The organism is Thermococcus atlanticus (assembly GCF_054657855.1).
The window spans coordinates 2154165-2178557 of sequence record NZ_BAAHXX010000001.1 but is presented as its reverse complement, the minus strand read 5'-3'; the positions used below and the strand labels follow the sequence as shown (position 1 = coordinate 2178557).

32 protein-coding genes are annotated in these 24393 nt (G+C 50.5%); 12 read left to right on the top strand and 20 right to left on the bottom strand.

Annotated elements, in window-relative coordinates; genetic code table 11:
• Positions 1–246: 246 nt before the first annotated feature.
• The 14 genes from ACYQ27_RS11915 to ACYQ27_RS11850 are packed head-to-tail and all read right to left on the bottom strand — an operon-like array spanning position 247 to position 8288.
• Entirely contained in the window at positions 247–642 is a 396-nt protein-coding gene (locus ACYQ27_RS11915; RefSeq protein ID WP_456452174.1) for a 4Fe-4S dicluster domain-containing protein, read from the bottom strand.
• Positions 639–1628: a respiratory chain complex I subunit 1 family protein gene (locus ACYQ27_RS11910; RefSeq protein ID WP_456452176.1), complete on the bottom strand. Its 990-nt coding sequence runs from the start codon at positions 1626–1628 to the stop codon at positions 639–641. Before ACYQ27_RS11910 ends, ACYQ27_RS11915 begins: the two co-directional genes overlap by 4 nt.
• Complete coding sequence (locus ACYQ27_RS11905) at positions 1625–2920, bottom strand: hydrogenase large subunit (RefSeq protein WP_456452179.1); 1296 nt, start codon at positions 2918–2920, stop codon at positions 1625–1627. Before ACYQ27_RS11905 ends, ACYQ27_RS11910 begins: the two co-directional genes overlap by 4 nt.
• Positions 2917–3441, bottom strand: coding sequence for an NADH-quinone oxidoreductase subunit C (locus tag ACYQ27_RS11900; protein ID WP_460041698.1), 525 nt, complete (start codon positions 3439–3441; stop codon positions 2917–2919). The genes ACYQ27_RS11905 and ACYQ27_RS11900 overlap by 4 nt, the downstream gene beginning before the upstream one ends.
• Positions 3438–3917, bottom strand: coding sequence for an NADH-quinone oxidoreductase subunit B family protein (locus tag ACYQ27_RS11895; RefSeq protein WP_456452183.1), 480 nt, complete (start codon positions 3915–3917; stop codon positions 3438–3440). Before ACYQ27_RS11895 ends, ACYQ27_RS11900 begins: the two co-directional genes overlap by 4 nt.
• Before the next feature lie 4 nt (positions 3918–3921).
• Positions 3922–4269, bottom strand: a complete 348-nt coding sequence (gene mbhI / locus ACYQ27_RS11890; RefSeq protein WP_456452185.1) for a membrane-bound hydrogenase complex subunit MbhI — start codon at positions 4267–4269, stop codon at positions 3922–3924.
• 1 nt (position 4270) lies between these two features.
• Positions 4271–5806, bottom strand: coding sequence for a proton-conducting transporter transmembrane domain-containing protein (locus ACYQ27_RS11885; protein ID WP_460041697.1), 1536 nt, complete (start codon positions 5804–5806; stop codon positions 4271–4273).
• On the bottom strand, positions 5803–6165 hold the full coding sequence (locus ACYQ27_RS11880) for an NADH-quinone oxidoreductase subunit K (RefSeq protein WP_456394346.1): 363 nt from the start codon (positions 6163–6165) through the stop codon (positions 5803–5805). Before ACYQ27_RS11880 ends, ACYQ27_RS11885 begins: the two co-directional genes overlap by 4 nt.
• Entirely contained in the window at positions 6162–6608 is a 447-nt protein-coding gene (locus ACYQ27_RS11875) for a Na(+)/H(+) antiporter subunit B (RefSeq protein WP_460041879.1), read from the bottom strand. Before ACYQ27_RS11875 ends, ACYQ27_RS11880 begins: the two co-directional genes overlap by 4 nt.
• Positions 6601–6900 carry a hydrogen gas-evolving membrane-bound hydrogenase subunit E gene (mbhE, locus tag ACYQ27_RS11870; RefSeq protein WP_456452189.1) on the bottom strand — a complete coding sequence of 100 codons (300 nt, stop codon included), beginning with the start codon at positions 6898–6900 and terminating at the stop codon, positions 6601–6603. Before mbhE ends, ACYQ27_RS11875 begins: the two co-directional genes overlap by 8 nt.
• Complete coding sequence (locus tag ACYQ27_RS11865) at positions 6897–7163, bottom strand: DUF4040 domain-containing protein (RefSeq protein ID WP_456394348.1); 267 nt, start codon at positions 7161–7163, stop codon at positions 6897–6899. Before ACYQ27_RS11865 ends, mbhE begins: the two co-directional genes overlap by 4 nt.
• The gene (gene mnhG, locus ACYQ27_RS11860) at positions 7160–7531 is read right to left on the bottom strand and encodes a monovalent cation/H(+) antiporter subunit G (RefSeq protein WP_460041696.1); all 372 of its coding nucleotides are present in this window, start codon (positions 7529–7531) and stop codon (positions 7160–7162) included. Before mnhG ends, ACYQ27_RS11865 begins: the two co-directional genes overlap by 4 nt.
• Complete coding sequence (locus ACYQ27_RS11855; protein WP_456394350.1) at positions 7528–7791, bottom strand: cation:proton antiporter; 264 nt, start codon at positions 7789–7791, stop codon at positions 7528–7530. The genes mnhG and ACYQ27_RS11855 overlap by 4 nt, the downstream gene beginning before the upstream one ends.
• Complete coding sequence (locus tag ACYQ27_RS11850) at positions 7788–8288, bottom strand: monovalent cation/H+ antiporter subunit E (protein WP_460041695.1); 501 nt, start codon at positions 8286–8288, stop codon at positions 7788–7790. The genes ACYQ27_RS11855 and ACYQ27_RS11850 overlap by 4 nt, the downstream gene beginning before the upstream one ends.
• Before the next feature lie 307 nt (positions 8289–8595).
• On the opposite strand from ACYQ27_RS11850, the gene ACYQ27_RS11845 reads away from it, so the two are divergent.
• The gene (locus ACYQ27_RS11845) at positions 8596–8817 is read left to right on the top strand and encodes a TRAM domain-containing RNA chaperone (RefSeq protein WP_456394371.1); all 222 of its coding nucleotides are present in this window, start codon (positions 8596–8598) and stop codon (positions 8815–8817) included.
• A gap of 210 nt (positions 8818–9027) precedes the next feature.
• Here ACYQ27_RS11845 and ACYQ27_RS11840 read toward each other — a convergent pair whose 3' ends face one another.
• Positions 9028–9234 carry a hypothetical protein gene (locus ACYQ27_RS11840; RefSeq protein WP_456452191.1) on the bottom strand — a complete coding sequence of 69 codons (207 nt, stop codon included), beginning with the start codon at positions 9232–9234 and terminating at the stop codon, positions 9028–9030.
• Positions 9235–9582: 348 nt separating this feature from the next.
• On the opposite strand from ACYQ27_RS11840, the gene ACYQ27_RS11835 reads away from it, so the two are divergent.
• The 3 genes from ACYQ27_RS11835 to ACYQ27_RS11825 are packed head-to-tail and all read left to right on the top strand — an operon-like array spanning position 9583 to position 12351.
• On the top strand, positions 9583–9996 hold the full coding sequence (locus ACYQ27_RS11835) for a hypothetical protein (RefSeq protein ID WP_460041694.1): 414 nt from the start codon (positions 9583–9585) through the stop codon (positions 9994–9996).
• On the top strand, positions 9993–11036 hold the full coding sequence (locus ACYQ27_RS11830) for a hypothetical protein (protein WP_460041693.1): 1044 nt from the start codon (positions 9993–9995) through the stop codon (positions 11034–11036). Before ACYQ27_RS11835 ends, ACYQ27_RS11830 begins: the two co-directional genes overlap by 4 nt.
• 40 nt (positions 11037–11076) lie before the next feature.
• A complete protein-coding gene (locus ACYQ27_RS11825; protein ID WP_460041692.1) occupies positions 11077–12351 on the top strand; it encodes a tRNA (N(6)-L-threonylcarbamoyladenosine(37)-C(2))-methylthiotransferase in 1275 nt (424 codons plus the stop codon).
• Between the two features lie 41 nt (positions 12352–12392).
• Here ACYQ27_RS11825 and ACYQ27_RS11820 read toward each other — a convergent pair whose 3' ends face one another.
• Positions 12393–12752: a cupin domain-containing protein gene (locus tag ACYQ27_RS11820; protein ID WP_456394353.1), complete on the bottom strand. Its 360-nt coding sequence runs from the start codon at positions 12750–12752 to the stop codon at positions 12393–12395.
• 93 nt (positions 12753–12845) lie between these two features.
• On the opposite strand from ACYQ27_RS11820, the gene ACYQ27_RS11815 reads away from it, so the two are divergent.
• From ACYQ27_RS11815 to ACYQ27_RS11805, 3 genes are all read left to right on the top strand, one after another.
• Positions 12846–14561 carry a metallophosphoesterase family protein gene (locus ACYQ27_RS11815; RefSeq protein WP_460041691.1) on the top strand — a complete coding sequence of 572 codons (1716 nt, stop codon included), beginning with the start codon at positions 12846–12848 and terminating at the stop codon, positions 14559–14561.
• A 163-nt stretch (positions 14562–14724) separates the two neighbouring features.
• Positions 14725–15894, top strand: a complete 1170-nt coding sequence (locus ACYQ27_RS11810; RefSeq protein ID WP_456453010.1) for an inorganic phosphate transporter — start codon at positions 14725–14727, stop codon at positions 15892–15894.
• Positions 15895–15898: 4 nt separating this feature from the next.
• Positions 15899–16573, top strand: a complete 675-nt coding sequence (locus ACYQ27_RS11805; protein WP_456394355.1) for a TIGR00153 family protein — start codon at positions 15899–15901, stop codon at positions 16571–16573.
• Positions 16574–16604: 31 nt separating this feature from the next.
• Here ACYQ27_RS11805 and ACYQ27_RS11800 read toward each other — a convergent pair whose 3' ends face one another.
• On the bottom strand, positions 16605–16832 hold the full coding sequence (locus ACYQ27_RS11800; RefSeq protein ID WP_456394356.1) for an Lrp/AsnC family transcriptional regulator: 228 nt from the start codon (positions 16830–16832) through the stop codon (positions 16605–16607).
• Positions 16833–16887: 55 nt separating this feature from the next.
• On the opposite strand from ACYQ27_RS11800, the gene ACYQ27_RS11795 reads away from it, so the two are divergent.
• Positions 16888–17535: a serine/threonine protein kinase gene (locus ACYQ27_RS11795; RefSeq protein ID WP_456453002.1), complete on the top strand. Its 648-nt coding sequence runs from the start codon at positions 16888–16890 to the stop codon at positions 17533–17535.
• Here the strand turns inward: ACYQ27_RS11795 and ACYQ27_RS11790 are convergent.
• Positions 17515–17829, bottom strand: coding sequence for a hypothetical protein (locus tag ACYQ27_RS11790; RefSeq protein WP_456394358.1), 315 nt, complete (start codon positions 17827–17829; stop codon positions 17515–17517). The genes ACYQ27_RS11795 and ACYQ27_RS11790 overlap by 21 nt on opposite strands.
• A 236-nt stretch (positions 17830–18065) precedes the next feature.
• On the opposite strand from ACYQ27_RS11790, the gene cpsA reads away from it, so the two are divergent.
• Both cpsA and ACYQ27_RS11780 read left to right on the top strand, forming a co-directional pair.
• Positions 18066–19247, top strand: coding sequence for a carboxypeptidase CpsA (gene cpsA, locus ACYQ27_RS11785; protein ID WP_460041690.1), 1182 nt, complete (start codon positions 18066–18068; stop codon positions 19245–19247).
• Positions 19244–21130, top strand: coding sequence for a prolyl oligopeptidase family serine peptidase (locus ACYQ27_RS11780; RefSeq protein WP_456453319.1), 1887 nt, complete (start codon positions 19244–19246; stop codon positions 21128–21130). Before cpsA ends, ACYQ27_RS11780 begins: the two co-directional genes overlap by 4 nt.
• Here the strand turns inward: ACYQ27_RS11780 and ACYQ27_RS11775 are convergent.
• Together ACYQ27_RS11775 and ACYQ27_RS11770 are read right to left on the bottom strand one after the other, a co-directional pair.
• Positions 21127–21708 (bottom strand): hypothetical protein, encoded by a 582-nt coding sequence (locus ACYQ27_RS11775; RefSeq protein WP_456396000.1) that lies wholly within the window; start codon positions 21706–21708, stop codon positions 21127–21129. The genes ACYQ27_RS11780 and ACYQ27_RS11775 overlap by 4 nt on opposite strands.
• A 32-nt stretch (positions 21709–21740) precedes the next feature.
• On the bottom strand, positions 21741–22595 hold the full coding sequence (locus ACYQ27_RS11770; protein WP_460041689.1) for a class I SAM-dependent methyltransferase: 855 nt from the start codon (positions 22593–22595) through the stop codon (positions 21741–21743).
• 120 nt (positions 22596–22715) lie between these two features.
• Between ACYQ27_RS11770 and ACYQ27_RS11765 the strand changes: the two genes are divergently transcribed.
• Together ACYQ27_RS11765 and ACYQ27_RS11760 are read left to right on the top strand one after the other, a co-directional pair.
• Positions 22716–23423, top strand: a complete 708-nt coding sequence (locus ACYQ27_RS11765; protein WP_460041688.1) for a helix-turn-helix domain-containing protein — start codon at positions 22716–22718, stop codon at positions 23421–23423.
• A gap of 98 nt (positions 23424–23521) precedes the next feature.
• Positions 23522–24337, top strand: a complete 816-nt coding sequence (locus ACYQ27_RS11760) for a dihydrolipoamide acetyltransferase family protein (RefSeq protein WP_460041687.1) — start codon at positions 23522–23524, stop codon at positions 24335–24337.
• The last annotated feature ends 56 nt before the right edge of the window (positions 24338–24393 follow it).

The following is a 24393-nucleotide window of genomic DNA, read 5'->3' as shown; positions in this document are numbered from 1 at the left end:
GAGGGCGTATTTTCCCCAAATCTCACTCATAGGTTGTCAGAGACTTTATAAATACGTTTCTAAAACAAAAGGTTGAAAACCTGAAATTTGACAAATATAAAGAGTTCTGAGCTTTACATACCTCCAAAAAAGGGTTCTCCAATGCATAAATCGGAATCTGAATGTACAGAAACGTTCTTCAATGATTCGGGGCGCGTCGGGGGTGAAAAACAGTGGGGGAAGAGGGACAAAATGGAAGAAAGGAAATCACTTCTTCTGAGCTTTCTTCTTCTCCTCGATCATCTTCTCAATCTCCTCTTCCCTGAACCATCTGAGGTTGTCGTCGTACTTGTCATACGTTGCAAGGAGGAACTCATCGCTCATCTCAAGGGCACTGACGGGGCACACATCCACGCACTGCTTGCAGAAGACACACCTGCCAAGCCACAGCGTGACCTTCCTGACCTCTGGTATGTACTCAAAGACACCTGCCGGACAGACGGTAACGCAGAGCCTGCACCCAACGCATTTGTCCACGTGGTAGACGAGCTTTCCCCTGAAGCCCTCAGGAACAGGAACGGGCTCGCTCTCCGGGAACGGGTTCGTCGCTGGTTTCCTGAAGAGGTTTCCGAGGACGGCTGACAGGGTAGGCGGAACCCTCATGCTATCACCTCCATGAGGTCTATCACTATAAGCAGCACCCCTATGACAGCCGCTGGCAGCATTCTGAACCAGAACACCTGAACCGCCTGTGTGATCCTCAGCCTCCCGGTTATGGCCCTGAAGACGCTCATGCTCACGAAGAGCACCGCATAGACCTTGAGCGTGTGGAAGAGCAAGTCCGCCACTACCGCCCCGGCCCCCGTAAGTCCGAGCACACCGCTTATGCCCCACGGGAAGAATATTGCCACGACGAGGCTTGCGCTTATGAACTCCTTCAAAGCGTTGCTGAGCTTGAACAGGGCCAGATGCCTCCCGCTGTACTCCGCCATCGGGCCTTCGGCTATCTCCTCCTCCGCTTCCGGAATGTTGAAGTAGCCGACCTCAATCTCGCTCGCAAGCCATGCGAGGAAGACGAACAGGAGTATTACAGCACCCATGAAGGTCAGGGGAGTTCCAATTTCCCATATGTTGTGCTCGTAAAATGTCCCAAGGCTGAAGGGCTTGCTGACGCCGAGCTTGCTCAGGCGCCAGAGTATTGCGAAGAGGGCAAGCATCATGGGCACTTCCCTTGAGACGAGGATTATGATCTCCCTCTGGGCACCTATCTGGGCGTAGGGTGAGCCCGAATTTACCGCCCCGAGCACCCTGATGAAGGCTATCAGGGTGAGAAGGTAGATGAAGGCTATGACATCGCCCCTGGTGTTGAAGAGGGGCGCAAATCCGAAGGGCGTGTATGCCAGGAGGGCTATTGAGACCGCCAGGGCAAAGACGGGTGCGAGCTCAAACATCCTGCCCGCGTGCCTCGGGATTATTGACTCCTTGCTCACAAGCTTCAGGAAGTCATAGAAGGGCTGCAGGAGCGGTGGACCAATGCGGCGCTGCATTCTCGCCACGAGCTTTCTGTCAAGGCCCTCCCACAGGAGGGAGGCCAATGAGACGTAGATGTAAAGCCCGATTAAGCCGAGTGTGGCGTAAATGAGGTTCATAGCAGATCACCCCTTGGGCAGCTAACCCCAACCACCTCCGGCCTTGCACTAACCTTTGGGTTGATCTCCCTCGTCTTCTCGATTGAAGCCCTGAGGAGGTCTTTCTCGGTCAAAATCTTCCTCTTTCCGGTTCTTGCATCCACAACCGCCACCCTGTCCGTACAGCTCAAACACGGGTCAATTGAGGCTATTGCAACCGGCACATCGGCTAATTGTTCGCCGACCAGAGCCCTTGCAACCGCGAAGAGGTTTGGAAACGTCGGCTCCCTCGCCTTCCACTTTGAGGGTATGTCCTTCCCCGGGTTTGCCCTCACGTAGTGTATGACCTCACCCCTCGGGGCCTCATAACGCCCTATTCCCTCTCCATCCGCCTTCTTCAGCTTGAGGAGAATCAGGTTGTCCTTGGCAAAGGTCTTTATCTTGCCCCCGGGCATCTGGTCAAAGGCCCTCTCTATGAGCTCCATGCTCTGCCAGAGCTCGCCAACCCTGACGACCATCCTGTCGAAAACGTCCCCCTTTATGACGCCCGTGAATTCTTTGGGGGTTACCGGCTTGACGCCGAGGTCGGGATAAACGCCGAGCCTCTCGTTGTAGCGCACGTCCTTTTTGACGCCGCTTCCCCTTGCCGTGGGCCCCTGGGCGCTGTACTCAATCGCTATCCTCTTCGGGATAACACCCGCATCCCTCAAACGGGCCTCGACCGTTGGATCGTACAGGAATATCTCCTCGATCTTCGGCATAATCTCGTTTTTATAATAGGCTATCATGTCGAGGATGGCCCTCTTGTGCTTCTCCTCGATCTCCCTCCTGACACCTCCAATCGTGTTCATGGCATAGTTGACCCTGTTCCCGCCTATGGCCTCAAGGATGTCCATGACCCTCTCCCTCGCAAGCCAGCTCAGGTGGAGAACCGTATCGTAACCTATGGCGTGGCCGATGACCCCAAGGTTGAGCAGGTGGGAGTGAATCCTCTCAAGCTCACCCACGATTACCCTTATGTATTCCGCCCTCTCCGGCACCTCTATGCCGGCCATCTCCTCAACGGCCCTCGTGTAGGTGTGGTTGTGTGAGAAGCTGCATATCCCACATATCCTCTCCGCCAGATACATGAGCTGTATGTAGTTCCTCCTCATCGCAATCCATTCAAGGCCCCTCAGGTTGTATCCGAGCTTCACGTCAACGTTGATTATACGCTCTCCATCGAGGGTTATTATGAACTTCTCGGGCTCCTCAAGTGCTGGGTGAATGGGGCCTATGGGTATTTTAACCCAGTACTCAATCCTGCTGTTCATTTTGAGCCCTCCCTTTTCATTTTGTACGGATGACCCGCGTTCTTCACCATCTCTGGCTTGATGCCTGTATCGTCAAGCCTGAGCGGATAGACTCCCTCCGGGAAGTCGTCCGGGAGGAAGAGCCTTCTCGGGTCGGGGATTCCTTCAAACTCGATTCCAAGGAATTCCCTGTTTTCACGCTCGTAGGGCACTGAGCTCGGGAATACATCACCCAGGCTCGGTATTTTTGGGTCGTCTTTGGGGCATGAAGTCGCGACTATCACGGACAGGCTTGGCTCCTCCTCATAGAACAGCTCCAGGTGGTATTCCGCGCTTAGATACTCTCCCCGGTCCTCGCCTATTATGATTGAGAACTGTGCGTGAGGGTCAACCTCCTTTATGAACCTCATAAGGTCTTTGAACTTTCTCCTGTCCACGTTTATCCAGGCCCTCTTCCTCGGGTGGGGCTGTTTGTTCTCGGAAATGTGAGCGTCAACCTCAAACTTCTCCTTTATTCTCTCAATGAATTCCTCGGGAGTCATTCCTTCTCACCTTCACCGTTTATCTTTTTTATAAGCTTCTCCAGAGCCAGAACAACCCCATGCAGGATCGCCTCCGGTCTTGGAGGACACCCGGGGATGAAGACATCCACGGGGATGTGCCTGTCCAGGGGTGCGTTGGTGAAGGGGCTCTCAAAGAAGACACTGCCGCCTGTGGGACAGGCCCCAATTGCCATCACGACCTTTGGCTCCGGTGTCTGCTCGTAAACCAGCTTAACCCTCTCCAGACTCTGATTGGTGATCGGCCCTGTCACCAGCAGGATATCCGCGTGCCTTGGGGTTCCAACCAGCTTCACACCAAAGCGCTCGGCGTCATACCTTGGAGTCAGCGCCGCGATAATCTCGATATCACATCCGTTGCATGACCCGCTGTTAACGTGAAACACCCAGGGTGATCTCCCTATGTATTTGCACAGCTTTGCAATTCTCTTTTCCAGTTCTCTCCTCTCTTCACTCATCCGCTCACCCCCATATTACCAGAGCGCCCAGCACCAAGGCCGTTGTTATCATCAAATATGCCACATAGTCGGTCAGCAATCCCGTGTGCTCTCTCCTGAATATGAGGAACATCCTGTGTATTCCCCTGATCAGGCCCCACATTGTGTGTCTTCCCGTGTAATAACCGCGAAAGTGCTCGAACTGCGGTATGACCTTCTCCTCGTCCTCACCGCTGATGAAAATCTTTGTGCCGTCGCCCGTTCTCCTCGTCCCCATACTGGACTTTTCGGCCCACCTGAGGAGCATGTAAGCAATGATCATGCCTATCGCCAAAACATAGATGAAGTAAAGGGCATCCCAGTATCCAAACATCTCATGCACCCCCTATAACCGCCACGACGTAGTTGAGCTGGTCCTTCAGCATATCAACGGCTGGAAGCATTATCCTGTCGTTTATCTGCCACGGGAAGAGCCCCATTATGATTATTGCCAGTATTAATATCAGCATCGGGAGTATCATGGCCTTTCCTGGCTCCTTTGCATTCGCAACGACTTCGCTTGGCCTTCCAAAGAACGTGAAGAGGATCCTGATGTAAGCTGCAGTACAGAACGCAGTTCCTATTACTGCCACGGCAGCAAGGAACGGGTTGTACAGAGCAGAGCTCTCGTAGATGAGCCATTTGCTCGCAAAGCCGTTCATGGGCGGGAGGCCAATTATTGCAGCGGCTCCAATCAGGAAGGCAAAGCCTGTGAGGGGCATTTTCTTGGCAAGCCCGCTGAGCTCGTTGAGGTTCTTTGTGCCGAGCTGGTGGAGCACCGCACCGGCGACGAGGAAGAGGAGGGCCTTAATCAGGGCGTGGTTTACTATGTGGTATACCGCACCCGCCATTGCTATGTCTCCAACCTTCGTGCCATATGCGGCGAGTCCGATGCCTATCCCTAGGAGGATGTAGCCTATCTGGCCCACACTTGAGAATGCAAAGAGCCTTTTCATATCCGTCTGAATGACCGCCATGGCGTTTCCAACTACGAGCGTCGCGCATCCGAAGAGGATTATTATCCACCCGACAGTCTTTATGCTCACGCTGGTCGCATAGATGCTGAAGGCAATCCTGGCCAAAGCGTAAACTCCACCCACCTTTATGACCAGACCGGAGAGCATGGCGCTGATTGAGCTCGGTGCTGCGGGGTGGGCATCTGCCAGCCACATGTGAACCGGGACAGCACCGCTCTTAAAGAGGAGCCCTCCTATGAAGAACCCCAACGCCACCCTGCTCACGAGGGTTGGGTTCTGGGCTATCTTCACCGCGAGGTAGCTCATTGTCAGTGTCCCGTACTGGCCGTAGAGGAGGGCTATCGCGAGGAGTATGAAGGAGCTCGCCAGGGAACCGACGAACATGTACTTAATGCCCGCTTCAATGCCCTCCCATGTGTCGTTCCTGAAGGCAACGAGGGCGTAGCTCGCTATGCTCATTATCTCAAGGAACACGTAGAAGTTGAACATGTCCCCCGTGATCACTATACCGAGCATTCCGAGCTCAAGGACGAGGATCAGCGTGTAGTACTTCTCAAGCCCGGTGTCGTGCCTCATGTACTCAACGGAGTAGATTATGGCCATGAAAGCTATGAAGGCCACTATAAGTGCCAGCAGCGCTCCGAACAGGTCAACCTCCCAGAGGATTCTTATCGGGAAGTTCACGCCTTTCCCCAGCGGCGTCTTATCGCCGAGTGTGTAGACAATGAGCTGCCGGGTACTCCACACGTCATAGAACACCTTGGAGGCAACGCCTAGGGTTAATGCACTCACCAGCAGGGCCCATGCATTTCTCGCCTTCTCCCCCAGCAGGCTGATGAGGGGCATTGAGAACGCTCCCAGGAGAGGGATGATAATCAAGAACGGAAGCATCATCCTCTCAACCTCCTTAACTTGTTGATGTCAAGGCTTCCATAGTGCCTGTAAGCGTTAATCGTCAGTGCCATGGCCAGAGCGAGGATGCACACTCCAATGACAATTGACGTGAGCACCAGAGCCTGGGGAATCGGGCCCACCATGGGCGTCCCCTTCAGCGTCTCATAGCCCGTGTATATGGGCGCTGTGGGAAGTGTTCCATCCTCAAGGCGGTAGCCAAAGCTTATTAAAAGCAGGTGTATTCCCGCGTCGATGATGTTCAGGGCCAAGATGAGCTTAATCAGATTGCGCTTGTAGAGGAAAGCGTAGAGCCCCATGAATATTAAGAGGAACGCGGTGATGAACTGAAATGGAATCATTCTTTCCACCTCCTGTACGTTGCAACGGCCATCATGGCGCTTATTAGGCCGGCAAAGACCTTCAGCCCGACGGCGAGGTTCATAATCGGCAGATATCCCGCTGAGAGCAGGGTTCCGGGTTTGCCGTTGAGAAACGGTCCGCTGTGCCACAGCATGTTGTAGAAGAACGCCACGCTGAAGCCGAGCATAGCGATGCCAAGAAATACCAGACCTCCGAGGCTCTCTAAGGCGGAGTAAACGTGATGATCATAGCGCTTCCTGGCCTCGCTCAACCCGAAGGCGATTAAAAAGAGCACGCCCGCTCCCGCTATTGTTGCGCCTCCCTGGAAGCCTCCTCCCGGTGTCAGGTGTCCGTGGGATACCACGTATGCCCCAAAAATCCCTATGAGGGGAATCGTGGCTCTCGCGGTGGTTTTGACTATCAATCCCATGTCCTCACTCATCCTCATCCCTCCTCCAGGGTCTGAGAAGAGCAACGGCTCCTGCTATCGCCGTAAAGAGAACAGTGGCCTCTCCGATGGTATCGTATCCCCTGTAGTCGAAGACTATATCCGTAACAATATTGGTTCCTCCCACTTCCTCAACTCCGTGCTCGATGTAGTACTGGTCTGTGTAGCGGTGGGCCTGCCAGTCCTTTCCGCCGAGGCCGAACTTTAAGCCGTAATTCGGACTGGCAACTATTAGCAGGACTCCAAGTATGAACAGGAGTGACAGGGCTCCGAGGGTTCTCTTCATGGTGCCTCACGCTCCCATCTCTCTGTTTTGGCAATACCGTACACCACTATGGCGGTAACGACGCCGGCACCAACAGCGGCTTCGGCTATTGCAACGTCCGGAGCATGGAGCAAATAGAACTCCAGGCTCAGGAGAAGGCTCATTGCCGCCGAGGCCAGAGCAGCACTTAATAGGTCCCTGAAGGTTATTGTGAGGTAAGCTGAAAGTAGCACTCCGAGCAGAACGCCGAACTGGATGATGGCATCAACGCTCAGAACGTTCATCGGGCTTCACCCCTTTTTATGAGCTTTTCTTCATATGCGTCGATAACCGCTTTGGCCGGCTTTACACCGCTCAAATGAGCCGCTTTTGCTATCGCATGAGCTCCCGTCGGGTTTGTAAGGAGCAAAGCGACCAGAGCAACCACGCTGTGAAGGGCCATCTGGAGGTATTTCGGGTCGCCGGTAATCCTGAGCTGGTTGATCGCGTGAACGACAACCGCCAGAACCGCAAATATTGTCCCGAACGTGGTGCACTTCGTCGCGCCGTGAAGCCTTGTATAGACGTCCGGGAAGCGGTGAAGGGAAAAGCTCCCCAGAAGGTTGAAGATTATGTTAATCGCCAGGAAAGCATAGATTATGTACTCTATCACTCCAATCCCCCCTGCAGGTATCTCGCTATTGCCAGGGTGCCTATGTAGCTGAGCAGAGCGTAAACTATGGCAATGTCAATGTAAATCGTCCTGTCATATGCTGCTCCAAGAAGCACCATTCCCGCAACGATGAGGGTGTTAAGCGTGTCAACACCAACCACCCTGTCGGGCACCGTGGGGCCAAAGAGCACCCTGAGCACGGACAAAAATGCTCCAATCATGACTATCAGCGCTGAATAGAAGAACACGGGTGCGATCATTTTCCTAACCTCCTTGCCCACTTTTCAAATGAGCCCGAAATTGGTTCTGAGCTCTTCGGGTGTTCGTCCCGCACATAAATCCAGTGCACGTAGAGGGCTTTCTCCTCGGGGCACGCGTCGATGGTGAGGGTTCCGGGTGTCAGGGTAATTGAGTTGCTCAAAATGGTGTACTGGGCGTCGTTCTCAAGATCCACCGGAACTCTAACAATTCCGGGCTTTATCTTGCCCGTTATGACCCTGTAGGCGACGTCAAGGTTTGCTTTCACCATGCCCCAGAAGAGGGGACCCAGTGAATAGACTATGAAGCCCACCCATTTTGAAGGACTGAGAAATCGCCCCGCTTTCTCCCCTATGACATTCCTTGTGGCGTATCCCACAATCAGGGAGAACACAACGCCCGCGGCTAACTCTTCCGCGCTCCACACCATTCCCTTGGTGCCCGCGGTGAGGGCTAACCAGAGCACGAATGACCACATGAATACAACGATGAAACTCATTGTTCCTCCCTCCGATGTCCATTTTAAGGGTAATTTAATCTTTTTTCATTAATTGTCGGTGTAAATTTCGTCTGTTATTTATAAAAGGGTTTTGTAAAGCTTAGAATTAGAAACGGAAGTTTTTAACCATGGGTTGTGGATTTTAAAGCTCTCTAACAGCTTTTCTTTTACATCAATGAACCCCATGCATGTACGATGTATGTTAATATACATTGAACCGGAGAATGCAAAGCTTTATAAAGGCCATGAACAAGTAAGAACAGCGCTCTTTTAAGAGTGCTTAAAGTTTGGAAAGTTGGTGTTGGATATGTATGGAGATAGATATGGATTTGGTGAAAGGAGCTATGAGGCTCCGGTTAAGGTTGGAGAAAGATACACGGTTAAGATCGAGAGCATTGGTAAAGGCGGAGATGGCATTGCCAGGGTAAAGGGGTTTGTTATTTTCGTCCCGAACACCCAGGTTGGCCAGGAAGTTGAAATCGTTATCAACTCGGTCAAGAGAAAGTTTGCCTTCGCTGAAGTTATCTGATTTCCCATTTCCTCTTATTCTTCTCTTAGAATGTTTTTAAGTGGTGCCTTATGAACGAATATTCCGCTATGATAGAGCTGCTGCAGGTTCTCCTCATGCTCTACTGGACGATTAGCTTCTTCTTGTGCATCCATAAATTTCGATGTGTATCCTCGTCACAGGTCGCTTTGATGAGGCATTTAAAAAGTTAATTGGACTAAAATTCATGCATCAGATTTTTCTCCGGCTGTCCATCACAAGCAGGAAAAGCCCAAAAAGCACAAGCACACCAAAGGCTATCAATGCGCCGGACATTGGATTTCCTGTTCTCACATAAAACGTCACTATAATGAATTTAATTATCAATGCAACGAGGAATATACCGAGTATTAAAAACAGAATGCTGAACTCCTCTGGGATTAATCCCAACTTTTTCATGAATGAAAATTCTCATGTAGGTTTAATCAATTTATCTTCACAAAAGAAAAGGATTGAAGCCCCTAAGGGCAATGAATGCATGAGTTGAAGCTTCGTGCTGTCCGCGATAATTCCAATCTACGTTCTTACAATTTGGTCGAGGCACTACATCAGGCTACCAGTGGATAAAGAAATGGCTAACTTGTTTTTAATAGATATATTAGAATTATCATGGTCATCAAATAATCTTTATTTATCGAAATCTTTTTATATCATTTGTTTATAATCATTTTGAGGTGAGATTATGCGACCAAGTTGGAGTTATCTGCTCGGAGTTTTTTTTTTGTTAGCCTTTTGGTTAGTAGCTTCGTGGTAGCTTCTGAAAGCAGTGTGAGCAGGGCCGCAGTTCCTCCTGTTAAACATCCCGGTTTGGAGCCAATGTCTTCAACACCTGTCGTATGGGATGCACTGGTAAAAATTTATGTCAAGGGAATATTCCATAAAACCGTGTACTTTACAGCTCATTCCCGCTCAAGAACAAAAGATGGGGATCCCTTTAATATTGACCACATAGGTTTTGAAAGCACCATCAAAGCTTACGACAACCTCGGGTGGCATGTCATACATAGAGGACGCTCTGAGCAGTGGAATGGATGGTATGTAACGGAGAGCTGGAGTGATGGGGCTCACTATGAGAGATATATCGCTACTACCAACCACTGGTTTGAAGATGCTAGGTTCCAAAACTGGTATCCAACCCTAACAGCGAGTGCTGAACGGTGAGGAGGATGCATAACCGACGGTATCTTTTAGCATCTGTTTCTATTTTTTTGATAGTTTTATTGATTGGCGTATTGGAACTTAAACATCAGGATGTGGATAGAGATATCTCAAACTTGGATACTGGATCGGAGATGAAATCTTACAAGTCTCTTCAAGTTAGCACTTCCTTTGGAGCGAGCGTTACGGTTTCTGATAATGTTAGCTTGGAGGATGTTATGCGTTCAAGGCCGAACTATTTTGGGTTCGGTCTTTATTCAAAGCCGGTTTATCCAGCTGGAATTTTTAAGAGCGCTGTTCATTATGTTAATGGATCTTTCTCTGGATATCTTCTTCTTGCAAATGCAAACGGAAATGATTATATCCTCCTTGTTCTCCTCGACTATCGAGAGGTTCCTTTTTACCTCAACGGAACATTAAACCTAACCCACCATATAGCTCTTGGGAACATGAAGTATGAGTTTCTCAGATTCGTAATTCCCAACATCTCTGAGGGGCGGCATGACGTTTTCATAGGGGTTTTTCCCGGCCCTTACTCCACGGAGGAACAGGATCCGCACGTTCTTTATGGCATTCGACTTCAGATTATCTCCGGAAGTCCCTTATTAAGGCTCCCCACCTTTGAACACCCTCAGGTATGTACCAGAAACAATACTGAGCTGGATGCATATGTTCTTCTGACAGATACCCCATGTGATAATACGCTCTGGTATATGGCATCTCTGAAAGCCAATTCAACTCTCCGTCACTTTGCCATATTGGGTAACACCCGAGATAATGTTCAAACCTTTGCCCTTGTCCGGCTCTTAGATTACAGACAGGTTCCTATTGGAAACAGAAGTGTTTACTTTGGTTATCTATATAAAAACGAGATTGTCTCAATCCCACTGAGCATGAATATACCTAAGAGGGGCACGCATCGGCTGATTCTCCTTTACTTCTCTTATCCCTATGAAAATCTTGAGTATCCTCTAGGAATTGAAAATGTGAACCTCCGCTTCATTAACGAGCAGAGCAACGTTTTAATTCTTCATGTTGGCTAATTCCAAATCTTTTTTAAACTCTCTCTCTTAGCCAAGGCTGATGGTTAAGGTTCACATCGAAACTTATGGATGCACAAGGAACAGGGCGGATGCCGAGATTATGGAGGCCCTTCTGGTCAGGGCTGGGTATGAAATCAGCGAGCTGGATAGTGCTGATTGTGTCATTGTAAATACCTGCGCCGTCAAAGACCCCACCGAAAAGCACATGCGCCTCAGGATTAAAGAGCTCATAGATTCCGGAAGGAGGGTCATTGTCACCGGCTGTTTGCCCCACGTCAACCCGGACGCCATTGATCAGCGAGTCTCCGCGGTTTTGGGGGTTAAGAGTATAGACAGGATAGTTGAGGCTGTAAAAGCTGCTGAGACCGGGAAAAAGTTAATCAGCGTCGAGGGCTGGCGCGAGAGGAGCATTGACAAGCTTGAGCTCCCGAGGGTCTGGAAGAGGGGGGTTGCGTTTGTCGTCCCGATAGGCGAGGGGTGCCTGAACGGATGCACCTACTGTGCAACCCGCTTCGCTCGCGGAGTTCTGAAGAGCTACAGGCCGGAGTTGGTGGTCAAGTGGGTTAAAGAAGCCCTGTCAAGGGGTTACAGGGAGATACAGCTTTCAAGCGAGGACACCGGCTGCTACGGCTTCGACATCGGGACAAACCTCGCCAGCCTTCTGGAGGAGATAACCGCCATAGAAGGTGATTTCAGGGTCAGGGTTGGCATGATGAACCCCAACCACGTGATAAAGTTCCTAGACGAGCTGGTTGAGGTCTATCGGGATGAGAAAATCTACAGGTTCCTGCACCTTCCCGTGCAGAGCGGCGACGATGAGATTCTGAGGAGGATGGGAAGGGCATACAGTGTGGAGGAGTTTGAGGAGATAGTTGAGGCTTTCAGGAGGAGGATTCCGGAGCTTAACCTCAACACGGACATAATAGTGGGCTTTCCGGGCGAGAGTGAGGAGGCCTTTCAGAACACGGTGGAGCTTGTTAAGAGGGTCAGGCCGGATAAGATAAACGTCTCCCGCTATTCGCCGAGGCCGGGCACTATAGCTGCCAGATGGAAGGGGCTCCCCGGATGGAAGGTTAAGGAGCGCTCAAGGTACCTCCACAGGCTCAGGCTTCAGATAGCCCACGAAATCAACAGCCGCTATCTTGGCAGGGAGGTTGAGGTTTTAACTCACGGAGCCGGGAAGAAGGGCGGGATCGAGGGGAGAACCATGAACTACAAGGAGATAATACTCCCTGATGGGCCAACCGGCGAGTTCCTGAGGGTGAGGGTTGAAAAGACGAGCGCCACATATCTGCTTGGCAGAATGGTGGAGTGAAAGAATGGAAGGGAACTCTGAAACCGCGCAAAACGGCCTGATCATTCGCCCCATTCTGCCTTGGGTATCGCTTCCCTCTTCGCCGGAATTAGGCACAGGAACTCGAAGGTGTCGCTCAGCGCCTTATAGCTGTGCGGCTCGTTCGGGGGCACGTAGAGGAAGTCGCCCTCCTTTACGTGGAACTCCTCCTCCCCGTTGCCGATTACTCCCTCTCCCTTCAGTATGAATATCTCGTGCTCCCAGTCGTGCTGGTGCAGTGAAATCTCGGCACCCTTTTTGAGCACGAAATAGCGCATTGAGAATGTTTTTGCCCCGAGTCTGGGGGTTATCAGCCACCTGATCGTTACGCCCTCAAAACCAGTATCCTTCTCGGGAACATCCCTGTAGTGTCCGACAAACATGGTATCACCGTAGGAATTTCCATGTCCTGATATTTAAACACTACTAATCAAAAGGGATTTAAGGAAAAAGCTCGATGTGTTCTGGGTGAGCATATGAAAAGGGTGCTGGTTCTGTTTTTAATCGGAATAATGGTTTTCTCAGCGGGGTGTATCGGCAGTGAAAAGGCCTCAACCACCCCCTCCACGACTTCAACCACCACAGGTTCCGCGACATCTTCAACCCTGACTTCGAGTTCAACTTCCACGGCAACGGCCACGGAGTCTGCAACATCCACTTCAAAGACCACCACAACCGCCCGTGAGATAGATTTCAAAGCATACAGACGCGGGGAGCTCCTTCAGAAATGGAGCGAGCTATTTGATTCGAAGGTCATCTATGTGAGCAGGGGCTATGAAGACCTTGCGAGGCACTACTTTCCGAACGCAGAGATAAAACCCGCGGATAAATTCATAGATGGAATTGCGGTGCTTTCTCCCGCCGATGCCCGGCGACTGCTCAGCGGCAAGCCTATAGTTATAACATTCAACGATTACTTCGGCTATGTTGCGTACAAGGTTGGTCTGCGCTTTGTGGGCGGCGATCAGGGAGTGATGGTGATATACAAGGAGATGGGCAGGGACAGGCTGATATTCACGGGAACGGGTAAAGCGGGTGTTGGTGCTGCACTGGAGTATGCCATGGAGGTCAGAAATGGGAGGAGAAAGGTGAATCCCGTCTATGCGCTGAGGAGGGGTGAGTTTGAGGGAATCATAGTGAAGGAGATAGGGGACAACAACTGGAACGGAATCGAGGATAAGGGCGAGCACTGGCTTCTCAGTGAAATTTACTCGAAGGAGCCCTTCCTCTACTACTGGCGGGTTGTGGATGGGGAGAACGTGACGGTTAAAGGCGGATTTATACGGCTTGTGAACGGCTCAACTGTCTACATATACGCCAAGAGCTTCAACATAAGCGTCAGTGTCGGGAACTACAGCGGGGCGAAGATAACCTACGTTATCGAAAATGTTAATCCCTCGGTCATGAACATTCCCCCCGGTGCGGAGGTGGGGAAGACATGGATTAAACTGCGGACAGCGGAGCGGAGCTTTGTGGTGGATGCAAAGCCCGTGGGCAACTTCACATTTCTTGCCGTCGGAGACCACAGGCCCGGGAGCGGCACAAAGCCTCCTGAAGTCTTTCTGAAGATAATGAATTTGATCAACGGGGATAAGGGCGTCTTTGTGATTGACGGCGGTGATCTTGTCTATTCCGGCAGGGCCGATGAATGGGGGGAGCTCTTTAAGGTCTGGAAGTGGGATAAACCGGTATTTGTTGCCCCCGGAAACCACGAATATCAGATGGACGGGAAGAACATCTACCACCGCTATTTCGGGCCGACGGACTACGCCTTCAGCTTCGGTGGCTACAGGTTCATCTTCATGGACAACACGGAGAACGACTATTCCCTCAGCTCCTCCCAGTGGAAGTGGCTTGAGGGGGAGCTTGAGGATGCAAGAAAAGCCGGTGAGAGGCCTGTCATAATCATGCACGCGCCTCCCATCGACCCGAGGCCTCACGGAGACCACTCCATGAGGAGGGATCAGGGGCAGAAACTGCTACAGCTGATGAAGGAATACAACGCCTTTGGAATCTTCAGCCACGTGCACATCTACTGGTACGGTGAAAAGGACGGGGTGCAGTTCCTCGTTACAGGCGGCGGGGGAGCGCCTCTTTACGCCTCACCCTCCTCCGGAGGCTTCTACCACTACGTCAAGCTTGCTGCTGCAAACGGCACGATTTCGGTTGAGCCTGTGAAGGTTCAGCCATGACCTCTGTTTCTTTTTTATTCTCCTATCTCCTATATAGTCTATATAGACTCCTTAGATAAATATATTCTACTTCGGCAAGGTATTTATACCGGGTAATTTAGTTTTCGCCGGTGGTGCAATCGTGAACGGATGGCTTATAATAACTCTCCTCCTTGGTTTCTGGATGGCATGGAATATAGGAGCGAATGATGTGGCAAACTCCATGGGAACTGCGGTTGGAGCAAGGGCAATAACTCCAAGACAGGCTGCGGTTATAGCAGGACTTATGAACTTTACAGGAGCATATTTTTTTGGAAAGGGTGTTACTGAAACTATTAGGAAGGGAATATTAAATACTGGCATGATACATAATCCGTGGGTTATTGTTTATGGTTCTGTGGCGGCCCTGCTTGCGGCGACCACGTGGTTGATTTTTGCAACTTACAATGGTCTCCCCGTTTCTACAACTCACTCGATAATTGGCGGGATAGTCGGTTATGGTTTGGCATATGCTGGAACGAGTATTGTTGATTGGGGAAAACTGGCACAGGTTATTTCAAGTTGGATTCTTTCACCAATTTTTGGTGCCATTGTTGCATATTTTGTATTTAAAGCTCTTCGGGGAAGTATTTTAACGCGTAGTGATCCCGTGAGAAGTGCCCGTATATGGTCCCCATTTTGGATTGGTCTCGCGTTTGTTGTTATAGGGACGATGTTTTATATTAAGGTAATGCATGGAGATTCCCTCCTCTATGGGGTTATATTTTACGGGATTCCAGTGGGTATTGTGATATTTATCTTGAGCTATATTTTAATCAGACTTCACTTTGAACCTGCTGATCCATATCTTGGTGTTGAAAGCATTTTCAGGAAAGTGCAGGTTGTCACTTCAGCCTATGTTGCCTTGGCACATGGTTCAAATGATGTTGCTAATGCTGTTGGACCTATAGCAGCAGTTTACGCAATAGCCACGATGGGCATGGCAGGAATTAAGGTTCCTGTGCCGAGATGGATTTTAGCCCTTGGTGGTGTGGGAATAGCCGTTGGTATTTTTATGTATGGTTACAAAGTGATGGAGACTGTGGGGAGGAGAATAACTGAACTGACGAATACCAGGGGATTTTCAATAGATTTTTCTGCTGCGACGGTGATATTGATGGCAAGCTGGCTTGGTCTTCCTATTTCGACGACCCACACTGTCGTTGGTGCGGTTGTGGGTGTTGGTCTGGCCAGGGGGGTAAAGGCAATAAACAAGGACATCCTTAAGGATATTGTAATCTCGTGGTTCGTCACGGTGCCCGTGGCGGCGATAATTTCGGGGATTATATTCAAGGTTTTGATGTTTGCGGGGTGATAACATGCAGATTTGGACAAAGCTCTTTGCAAAGAGTCCGTTTAAGCCACTCATAAAGCATGCTGAGGTTGTTATTCAGACTGTTGAGACCCTTGAGACCGCCATAGACTACTGGGAAGCGGGGGATTATGAAGCGGCGAGAAAATATGCCGTTGAGGTCGACAGGCTGGAGGACATAGCCGACAGGATAAAGGAGGAGATAAGGGACAGCCTGAGCTCCAAGCTCTTCATGCCTGTTAATCGGGAGGACATCCTGATATACCTCCACATGCAGGACAAGGTGGCGGATGCGGCGGAGGATACGGCCAAGTGGCTTCTCGTCATGGAGCCGAACACGGTTTCGGCCGAGATAAAGGCCACCCTGAAGGAAATGGCGGAGGAGAGCATAAGGGTCGCAAAGCTGGTCTATAAGGCGATTGTTCAGATGGACACGGTTATAGAGAGCGGCTTCAGCGACAGGGAAATCGAGAACGAATACCGGCTGATAAAGGAAATAGAGAGCGTTGAGAACAGGATCGACGAGCTCGATACCCGGCTGATGCGCCTGGTTTTCCAGAACGCTAGGGAGATGAACTGGGGGGTAGGGATATACATCCTCAACATCGCAAGAACCCTCAGCAACATCTCGGACAAAGCCAAGGATGCAGCGGAGAGAATAAGGCTCATGATGAACAAATGAAGCGAAGAATACGAAGAAATGAATGAAAGCCTCAGATGGCTATCATCGTCGAGGTCATCTGTATCTCTGTCATCTTTCTTATCTTCTCTGTGATGAACTGATCAAGCTCCTTGAGCGTCTCGGTTTCAACCTTGACTATGAGATCATATTCTCCATAGACCACGTAGGCCTCCTTAACCTCCGGCATGGCAAGAAGTTTCTCCATAACCTCTCTTTCCTTCCCAGCGGCTGTAACCATCAAAATAAAAGCTGTCACCATTTCCGACCACCAAAAATATTTTATCCCTTTGGGTATTTAAGCTTATCGAAAGGCCATGTTCGAGCATTTATTTCCAAAAGAAAGGCTTGAGAGGTTTTACGTATTTCTGGGGGAGAAGGGGCTTGAAGCTCTGGCTCCATTCTCAAAGGGGACTGCTGGCCTGATCTTCAGGGGAAAAATGCATGAAAGGGACGTCATAATAAAGCTAGCCCGCCCGGATTCTCCAAGACGAAACCTCTTCAGAGAGGCCGAAATTATAAGGGTGCTGGAAGGCAGGGGGATAACCCCGGCTCTAATTGAGTACGGTGTTTTTGAAGGGCTGGAGTACATGATAAGGGAGTTTGCCCCCGGCGAGCCGGTGCTGTATGCTGATATGGAAAAGAGGCACCTCATCGAGATTGTGAAGAAAACAGCCCTGCTCGATGCCCTCGGCATTGACCATGGCCAGATTCAGGGGGGAAAGCACGTGATAATCGGGGAGGAGGTGTGGATAATAGATTTTGAAAAGGCGGGGTTCAGGAAGCCCAAAAATCTGACATCTGCCCTGGCGATGCTGTTCCTGAACGAAAACTCCATCTCCCGCAGGATAAGGACAAAATTCGGTATTGAGGAGGAGTTCCTTGAACTGCTCAGAGGGGCCGCGGCGGAGTATAAAAGGACTGGGGATGTCGGGGGGATAATCTCACTTCTTTCCCGTCTTTAGGTGGTCCATAACATAGAAGATGACGGGTATTAAAACAGCCAGCAGGATTATACCCACCCTCGGATCAGAGAAGAGGCTGAAAACAAGGATTATGATTATCATAATGCCTATCATCATGAAGAGGTCTTTATCAAAGAGCCTTGAGCTCGCCATTATGTTCTGTTCCCTTGAGACGTATGCGAGATAAAGGGGTATCCCGATGGCTGCGATTGCAATTCCGAGATATGTTTTCGCCGCCAGAGAAACAACGAGACTCAGGATGAGTATCAGGCCTATCACGTGCTCTTCCTTCATGTTTTCACCTATCCATGTGGTTTTACATGCGGGATTAAAAACTTTTGCCGCCTGCAGGGGCGTGTCTGAAATTATTTGCGGTTAGTCCTTCATGTGGTTTTTCTCTGAGAGTGCAAAAACTTCAGTAAAGCATCAAACGAAACACTCCCTTTTAGACACGCCCGCCGCCTGCAAAAGCGTTAAATAGTAAAGCACAATTATAACGTTATGAAAATCATCGAATGGGGGGACTTTTTATGAGGGACATAAAAACGGAGGAAATCTTGGAAAGGGCCCGGGCCCTTGAGGACTACGTGGTTGAGATGAGGAGGGGTTTTCATGCGCGTCCTGAGTTGAAGTATGAGGAGGTGTGGACTTCGGGGGTTGTGGTGGGGGAGCTTGAGCGTCTTGGTTATGAGGTTGTTAGGACGGCAGGGACGGGTGTTGTTGGGGTTTTAAGGGGTAAGAAACCCGGGAGGATTGTGGCTTTAAGGGCTGATATGGATGCTTTACCAATTCAGGAGGAGAATGATGTTCCTTACAAGTCGAAAATTCCCGGGAAAATGCATGCTTGCGGGCATGATGCCCACACCGCAATGCTCTTAGGAGCAGCAAGAATACTCGCCGAATTAAAGGACGAGTTAAATGGCACGGTAAAACTCATTTTCCAGCCGGCTGAAGAGGGAGGTTTAGGAGCCAAAAAAATCGTTGAGGACGGGCATCTGAATGACGTTGACGCCATCTTCGGAATACACGTGTGGGCCCAACTGCCGGCAGGAGTCATAGGCGTGAAAACAGGCCCCCTCCTCGCATCAGCAGACGCCTTCAAAACAACCATCAAAGGCAAAGGCGGACACGGCGCTTCCCCCCAGTTTGCCAATGACCCGATTCCCGTCGCCATTGACATAGCGCAGGCTTTTTACAAGGTGCTCGCGAGGGAGATTAACCCGCTTGACCCGGTGGCGCTGAGCGTTACGTCAATACAGGCCGGCAATACCTTCAACGTGATTCCGGAGAACGCTGAGCTCCTCGGGACCTTCAGGACTTTCAGCGAGGATGTGAGGGAGTATCTGGTGAGGAGGATGGGAGAGATTGTGGAGGCCTATGCGAGGGCACATAACGTTGAGGCTAACTTTGATCTGACGATAGAGCCCATCCCTCCCACCATCAATGATGAAAAACTCGCGGAGTTTGCGAGGGAGGCTTTAAAGCCCCTCGGGAGTATAGTGGAGCCGCGGCCGACGATGGGAGCTGAGGACTTCTCGCTTTACCTTGAGAAGGCACCGGGCCTCTTCGTCCTCCTCGGAATCAGGAATGAGGAGAAGGGGATAATTTATCCGCACCACCATCCGAAGTTCGATGTTGATGAGTCCGTCCTGTGGAAGGGAAGTGCAATCTATGCCCTGTTAGCCTACAGATACCTGGAGGGTTCGAAATGAAGCTTGAATGGGATGAAAAGACCTTCGCCAGGTTCTCCTACCTGGGTGATGTAAGGATTTCAGGGGATGGGAAGAGGATTGCCTACGTTCTGACCAAGGCAAACCTCAAAGACAACAGATACGAGAACACGATTGTGGTTGAGGAGCTTGAGAGCGGGGAGAGGAAATACGTGGAGAACGCTTCAATGCCCCGCTTTTCTCCGGGAGGGACAAAGCTAACCTTTGTAAGGGGAAACGAGGAGAAGAAGACGAGCGAGCTTTGGCTTGTTGACCTGAGGAGCATGAGCGCCAAAAAGCTCATGGAGGTCAGGAACATCCTCGACGTGAGCTGGAACGAAGACGACAGGCGCCTGTTAATCACGGGCTTCAGGAGGCGCGATGACGAGGACTTCATCTTTGAGGACGACGTCCCGGTGTGGTTCGACGCAAAGGGCTTCTTTGATGGAGAAAAGACAACGTTCTGGATTTACGACAGCGAAGGTGAGGAAATTCTGGAGGAGTTCACGGCTGAAAAGTTTGCCTCCGGCATCTGGCACGGCGGCGAGGTGCTCTATGCACAGCACCACAGGGAAGAGGGAAAGCCCGCGATGTTCAGGTTCTACGACATCTTCAGGTACAGGGACGGGGAGAGCGAGAGGATATTTGAGAAGGTCTCCTACGTCCCCATGGACTCAAACGGGAAGCTCGTCCTCCTCCGCGGAAAGCCAGAGAAGGAGAAGCTCAGCGAGCACGATTACCTCTACATCTGGGACGGCGGGGAGGTTGAGCCCCTCACGGAGCGCTTTGCATACAACAGCGGCATGGGGAGGCTCGATGCTAAAGGGAACCTGTACTTCACGATGGCAAAAGAGGGGAGGGTTTCACTGTACCGGCTGAGCGACGGGGAACTGACCCCAATAGTCGAAGAAAAGGCGTGGGTCGTGGGCTTTGATGTGAGCGATGATGGAAAGGTTGCCCTTCTAAAGCAGACGGACACCATGCCGGGCGAGGTCTTCCTATGGGACGGGGAGCTCAAGCAACTCACCGACTACAACGGGCCCGTTTTGAGCAGGCTCAGGAGGAGGCCGATAAAACACTTCCGCTTTAAGAGCCTCGATCTGGAGCTTGACGGGTGGTATATAAGGCCGGAGGTAAAGGAAGGCGAGAAAGCCCCCGTTGTGGTGTTCGTCCACGGCGGCCCCAAGGGCATGTACGGCTATTACTTCAAGTACGAGATGCAGCTCCTCGCGGATAAGGGCTTTTACATCGTCTTTGTCAACCCGAGGGGGAGCAACGGCTACGATGAGGACTTCGCCCTTCGCGTTTTGGAAAGAACGGGTCTGGAGGACTTTCAGGACATACTCAACGGCGTCGAGGAGTTCTTTAAACTTGAGCCCCAGGCGGATAGGGAGCGTGTTGGAATAACGGGCATAAGCTATGGAGGCTTTATGACGAACTGGGCGCTAACGCAGAGCGACCTCTTCAAGGCCGGCGTCAGCGAGAACGGCATAAGCTACTGGCTGACGAGCTACGCCTTCTCCGATATAGGCCTGTGGTTCGATAAAGAGGTCATCGGCGAAAATCCGCTCGAAAACGAGAACTACCGCAGATTAAGCCCTCTTTTCCATGCGAAGAACGTTAAAGCGCCCCTGCTTATAATCCACTCCCTCGAAGACTACCGCTGCCCCCTCGACCAGAGCGTGATGTTCTATCACGTGCTCAAGGACATGGGGAAGGAGGCATACATTGCAATCTTCAAAAGGGGAGCTCACGGACACAGCCTCCGCGGGAGCCCGAGGCACAGGGCAAAGCGCTATAAACTCTTTGTGGAGTTCTTCGAACGGAAGCTCAAGAAGTACGAGGAGGGCTTTGATGTGGAGGGGATTTTGAAGGAGAATTCTTAACCCACACTGACGTTTTCCACCGTCAGGGCTGCGGTAACCGTTTTCCTCCCGTTTATTTCTTCAACCTTCCCTCCCAGCCCGAGCGTGAGCGTCAGGTTGTTTTGATGTCCCTCCGGTCTGAGCTCAATGCAGACGCTCCATGTTCCGGGATTTGTGAGAGGCGGCCTGTCTTTTCCTATCTGCTCCGCAATCGGCCCGACGAATATCCTGTATCTGTATCTTGAGGCTGTATCCCCTGTTTGGAGGATATAGACCTGCCTTCCTCCTCCGGTTTTCACCGCGGAATAGCTCTCAAGTTTCCATCCCCGGGGAAGAAGAATGTCCAGTCCTGCAAAGTCCTCTTTCGTGGTGTTCAGAATTCCGATGAGGAGAACTCTCTCTTCAAGGAACCTTTTCTGGAGTATCAGTTCGCCGGTAAAGCTTGAGCCTGTGGTGCTGTCCTTCAGATGAACCGTCCTCGACGAGAGGGTCTCCCATTGCGCGTGTTGAATGGTGTGGTAGAACACTCCCCCAGTGATGATGATACCCAACCCGATGCCGATGAGAATATAATAAAGGGGTCGTTTCGTCCTGACCACCACAGGTTTTAATCTTCGTCTTCTTTAAAAGTTTAACGGGATGCGGATTTCAGCGGCTTCCTCGCCACAACACCCAGCGCCTCCTCAACCCGCTTAATTCCGGCGAAGCCCGCCCTTCTCAGGCGCTCCATAACCCCCCTCTGCAGGTCTTTTCTCCTGTACCTCTTCCCCGGGTTTCCGACGTAGTGGAAGAGCCTTCCCCCATTCTTCAGCACCCTGAAAAGCTCCCTGTAAAACTCCTCGCTGTACAGATGCCCCGCTAAGGAAAAGCGCGGCGGGTCGTGGATTATAACGTCAAACGTCCCATCCCTAAAGCGCTTTACGACATCAAAGGCATCCCCCCGAATTACCTGGATGTTCTGAGAGTGGAAGAGCTCCCGGCTCCAGGGGTTTAGTTTCGCCAGCTCCAGAATGTTTGGGTCCTTTTCAACCGTCATCACGTATGCCCCTCTCTTCGCGGCCTCTATGGCCGTATAGCCGAGCCCCATGCACGTGTCCAGAACAATCTCGCCCTCCCCCGGCTTCACGGCGTTGATTTTGTTTATGGTGTCCTCAAGCGGGGTTACTCCCTTTGTGCGGTGCATCCTGATGCCGTTTATCTCTATAGTGGGCGGGACTGTCGGAACGAGCTTGTAGAAGTGCTCTCCGGCTATCGCCGCTTTAAAAACCCTTCCCCCGGCGATGAAGTAGAGGTTTCCCTCGTCCTTCGCAATCCTTTCAACGATTTCCCTGTCGACCTCGCTCCCGTCCGGAAAAATGAACCTTTCGCCCCTGATTTCTATGAGCCATGTCCTGCCCGTCTTCCGGAGGTCAAGGTTTACTCTTGCTCCACCTCTTGCAAACAGCAGCCTCCTCGCATCCTGTGCCCTCAGGAAATATACATTCATGTGAATCACTTCACTTATAAACTCTTTTTTGCAATAGGTGGTTATATGGTCAACCCATTCGATATTTAAAGATTCAGCCAAACAAAAACATTTTAAAATTATGGTGATTAACCATGTTATATGAAAATGTTAATTCTTGATGTCTGGCAGCCGGATTGCCCGATAGTTAGTCTTTCAGAAAAAATTGAGGAGTCCAAAATTTACATAATAATGCCTCATGTCAGGGGAGATACCACAAGGGTGTTTTTTACGGTGGAGGATGGGGATATCAAGGAGGTTCTGGAGACACTCAGGACCCACAGGGAGGTTAAGCAGGTTAAAGTTCTGTGGAAGGATAACCATAGGGTAGGTATGGAAGTTCTGTGCAACACAACGGATGTAATGGATAATCTCCTGCGTTCCCATGTGGTTTTTCAGCGTTCTTTCTATGCCAGTGCGGGTTTTGAAAGGTGGGTTGTGGTCGTTGAGGACAAGAACTCAGAAAACGAGATTTTAAGCAGGTTGAAGGAGAGAAATGAGATAAAAATCAGGGAACGACAGAAGATACGTGAATTCGGGTCTCCAATGGGCATGTGGCTCATGATGAATCCTGCGAGTTATTTCAGAATAGCGACCCTTCTCGATAATATAGAGCTTTCCAACACTCAAAAAAACATCCTTAAAACGGCGTTAGAGAGTGGCTATTATCAGTATCCCCGTCGTATAAACCTTGAGGGAATTGCAAAAAAGAGTGGGGTTTCCAAAACGACTGTTCTGAAGAACCTCCGGGAGATTGAATCACTAAGTTTGAGAATCCTGTTCAGCCTGATGGAAATAACAGACGTGTGATTGAATATTGTCTACCCTCAATATATATTCTGCATGTTTTACATATCAAACAAAACATCTAAAGCCTTTAAGGAATTATAAAGTATTGGGTGATTTTTATGAGTGGCGAGGAGGTCAGGTTGATTGCGGAGCAGTATGATGTTGACCTGTCGGAGGTTAAGGGTTCAGGGCCTGGTGGTGAGGTTACGCTTGGGGATTTGGAGGCATACATTAGGGAGCATTTCTACCCTAGGGTTAGGGAGGAGAGGAGGGTTTTTGGTATCAGGAGGGTCATTGCGGAGAGGCTTTCGAGGAGTTACAGGGAGGCTGTTCATGTAACTTTGAACATGGAGGTTGGGATGGATAATTTGATGAGAATGAGGGAGAGGCTGGCGGAAAGGCTTGGGGTGAAGCCTTCTTTCACGGTTTTAATGCTGAAGTGCATTGCAAAAGCCATTAGAGACTTCATTGAAGTCAATGCGGCGATGGAGGAGGGGAGGATAGTTATCTATGAGGATGTGAATATAAACGTGGCCGTTGACAGTCCGGTGGGTTTGATAACTCCCGTAATCAGGAATGTTGATAAAAAGAGCCTTCATGAGCTTCTTGAGGATTACATGGACATTGTGGATAGGGCTAAAAAGGGTAGGTTGAAGGAGAAGGACTTTGTGGGCGGTACTTTTACGGTGACTAACCTCGGAATGTTCGGCGTTGATTCATTCACGCCCATAATAAATCCTCCTCAGGTTGCGATACTTGGGGTGAACAGGATTGTGGAGAAGCCTGTGGTGAGGGATGGGAGGATTGAGGTGGCTCACGTCATGACGCTTTCCCTCACCTTTGACCACAGGGCCATTGACGGTGCTCCAGCGGCAAAATTCCTGCAACGCTTAAAACACCACATAGAAAATCCTGTAGATGTTTTGAGGCTATGATATTCTACACTCGTACCCCCTTTGTGATTTCTTAAACTATTTTGAGGGGAGAATAA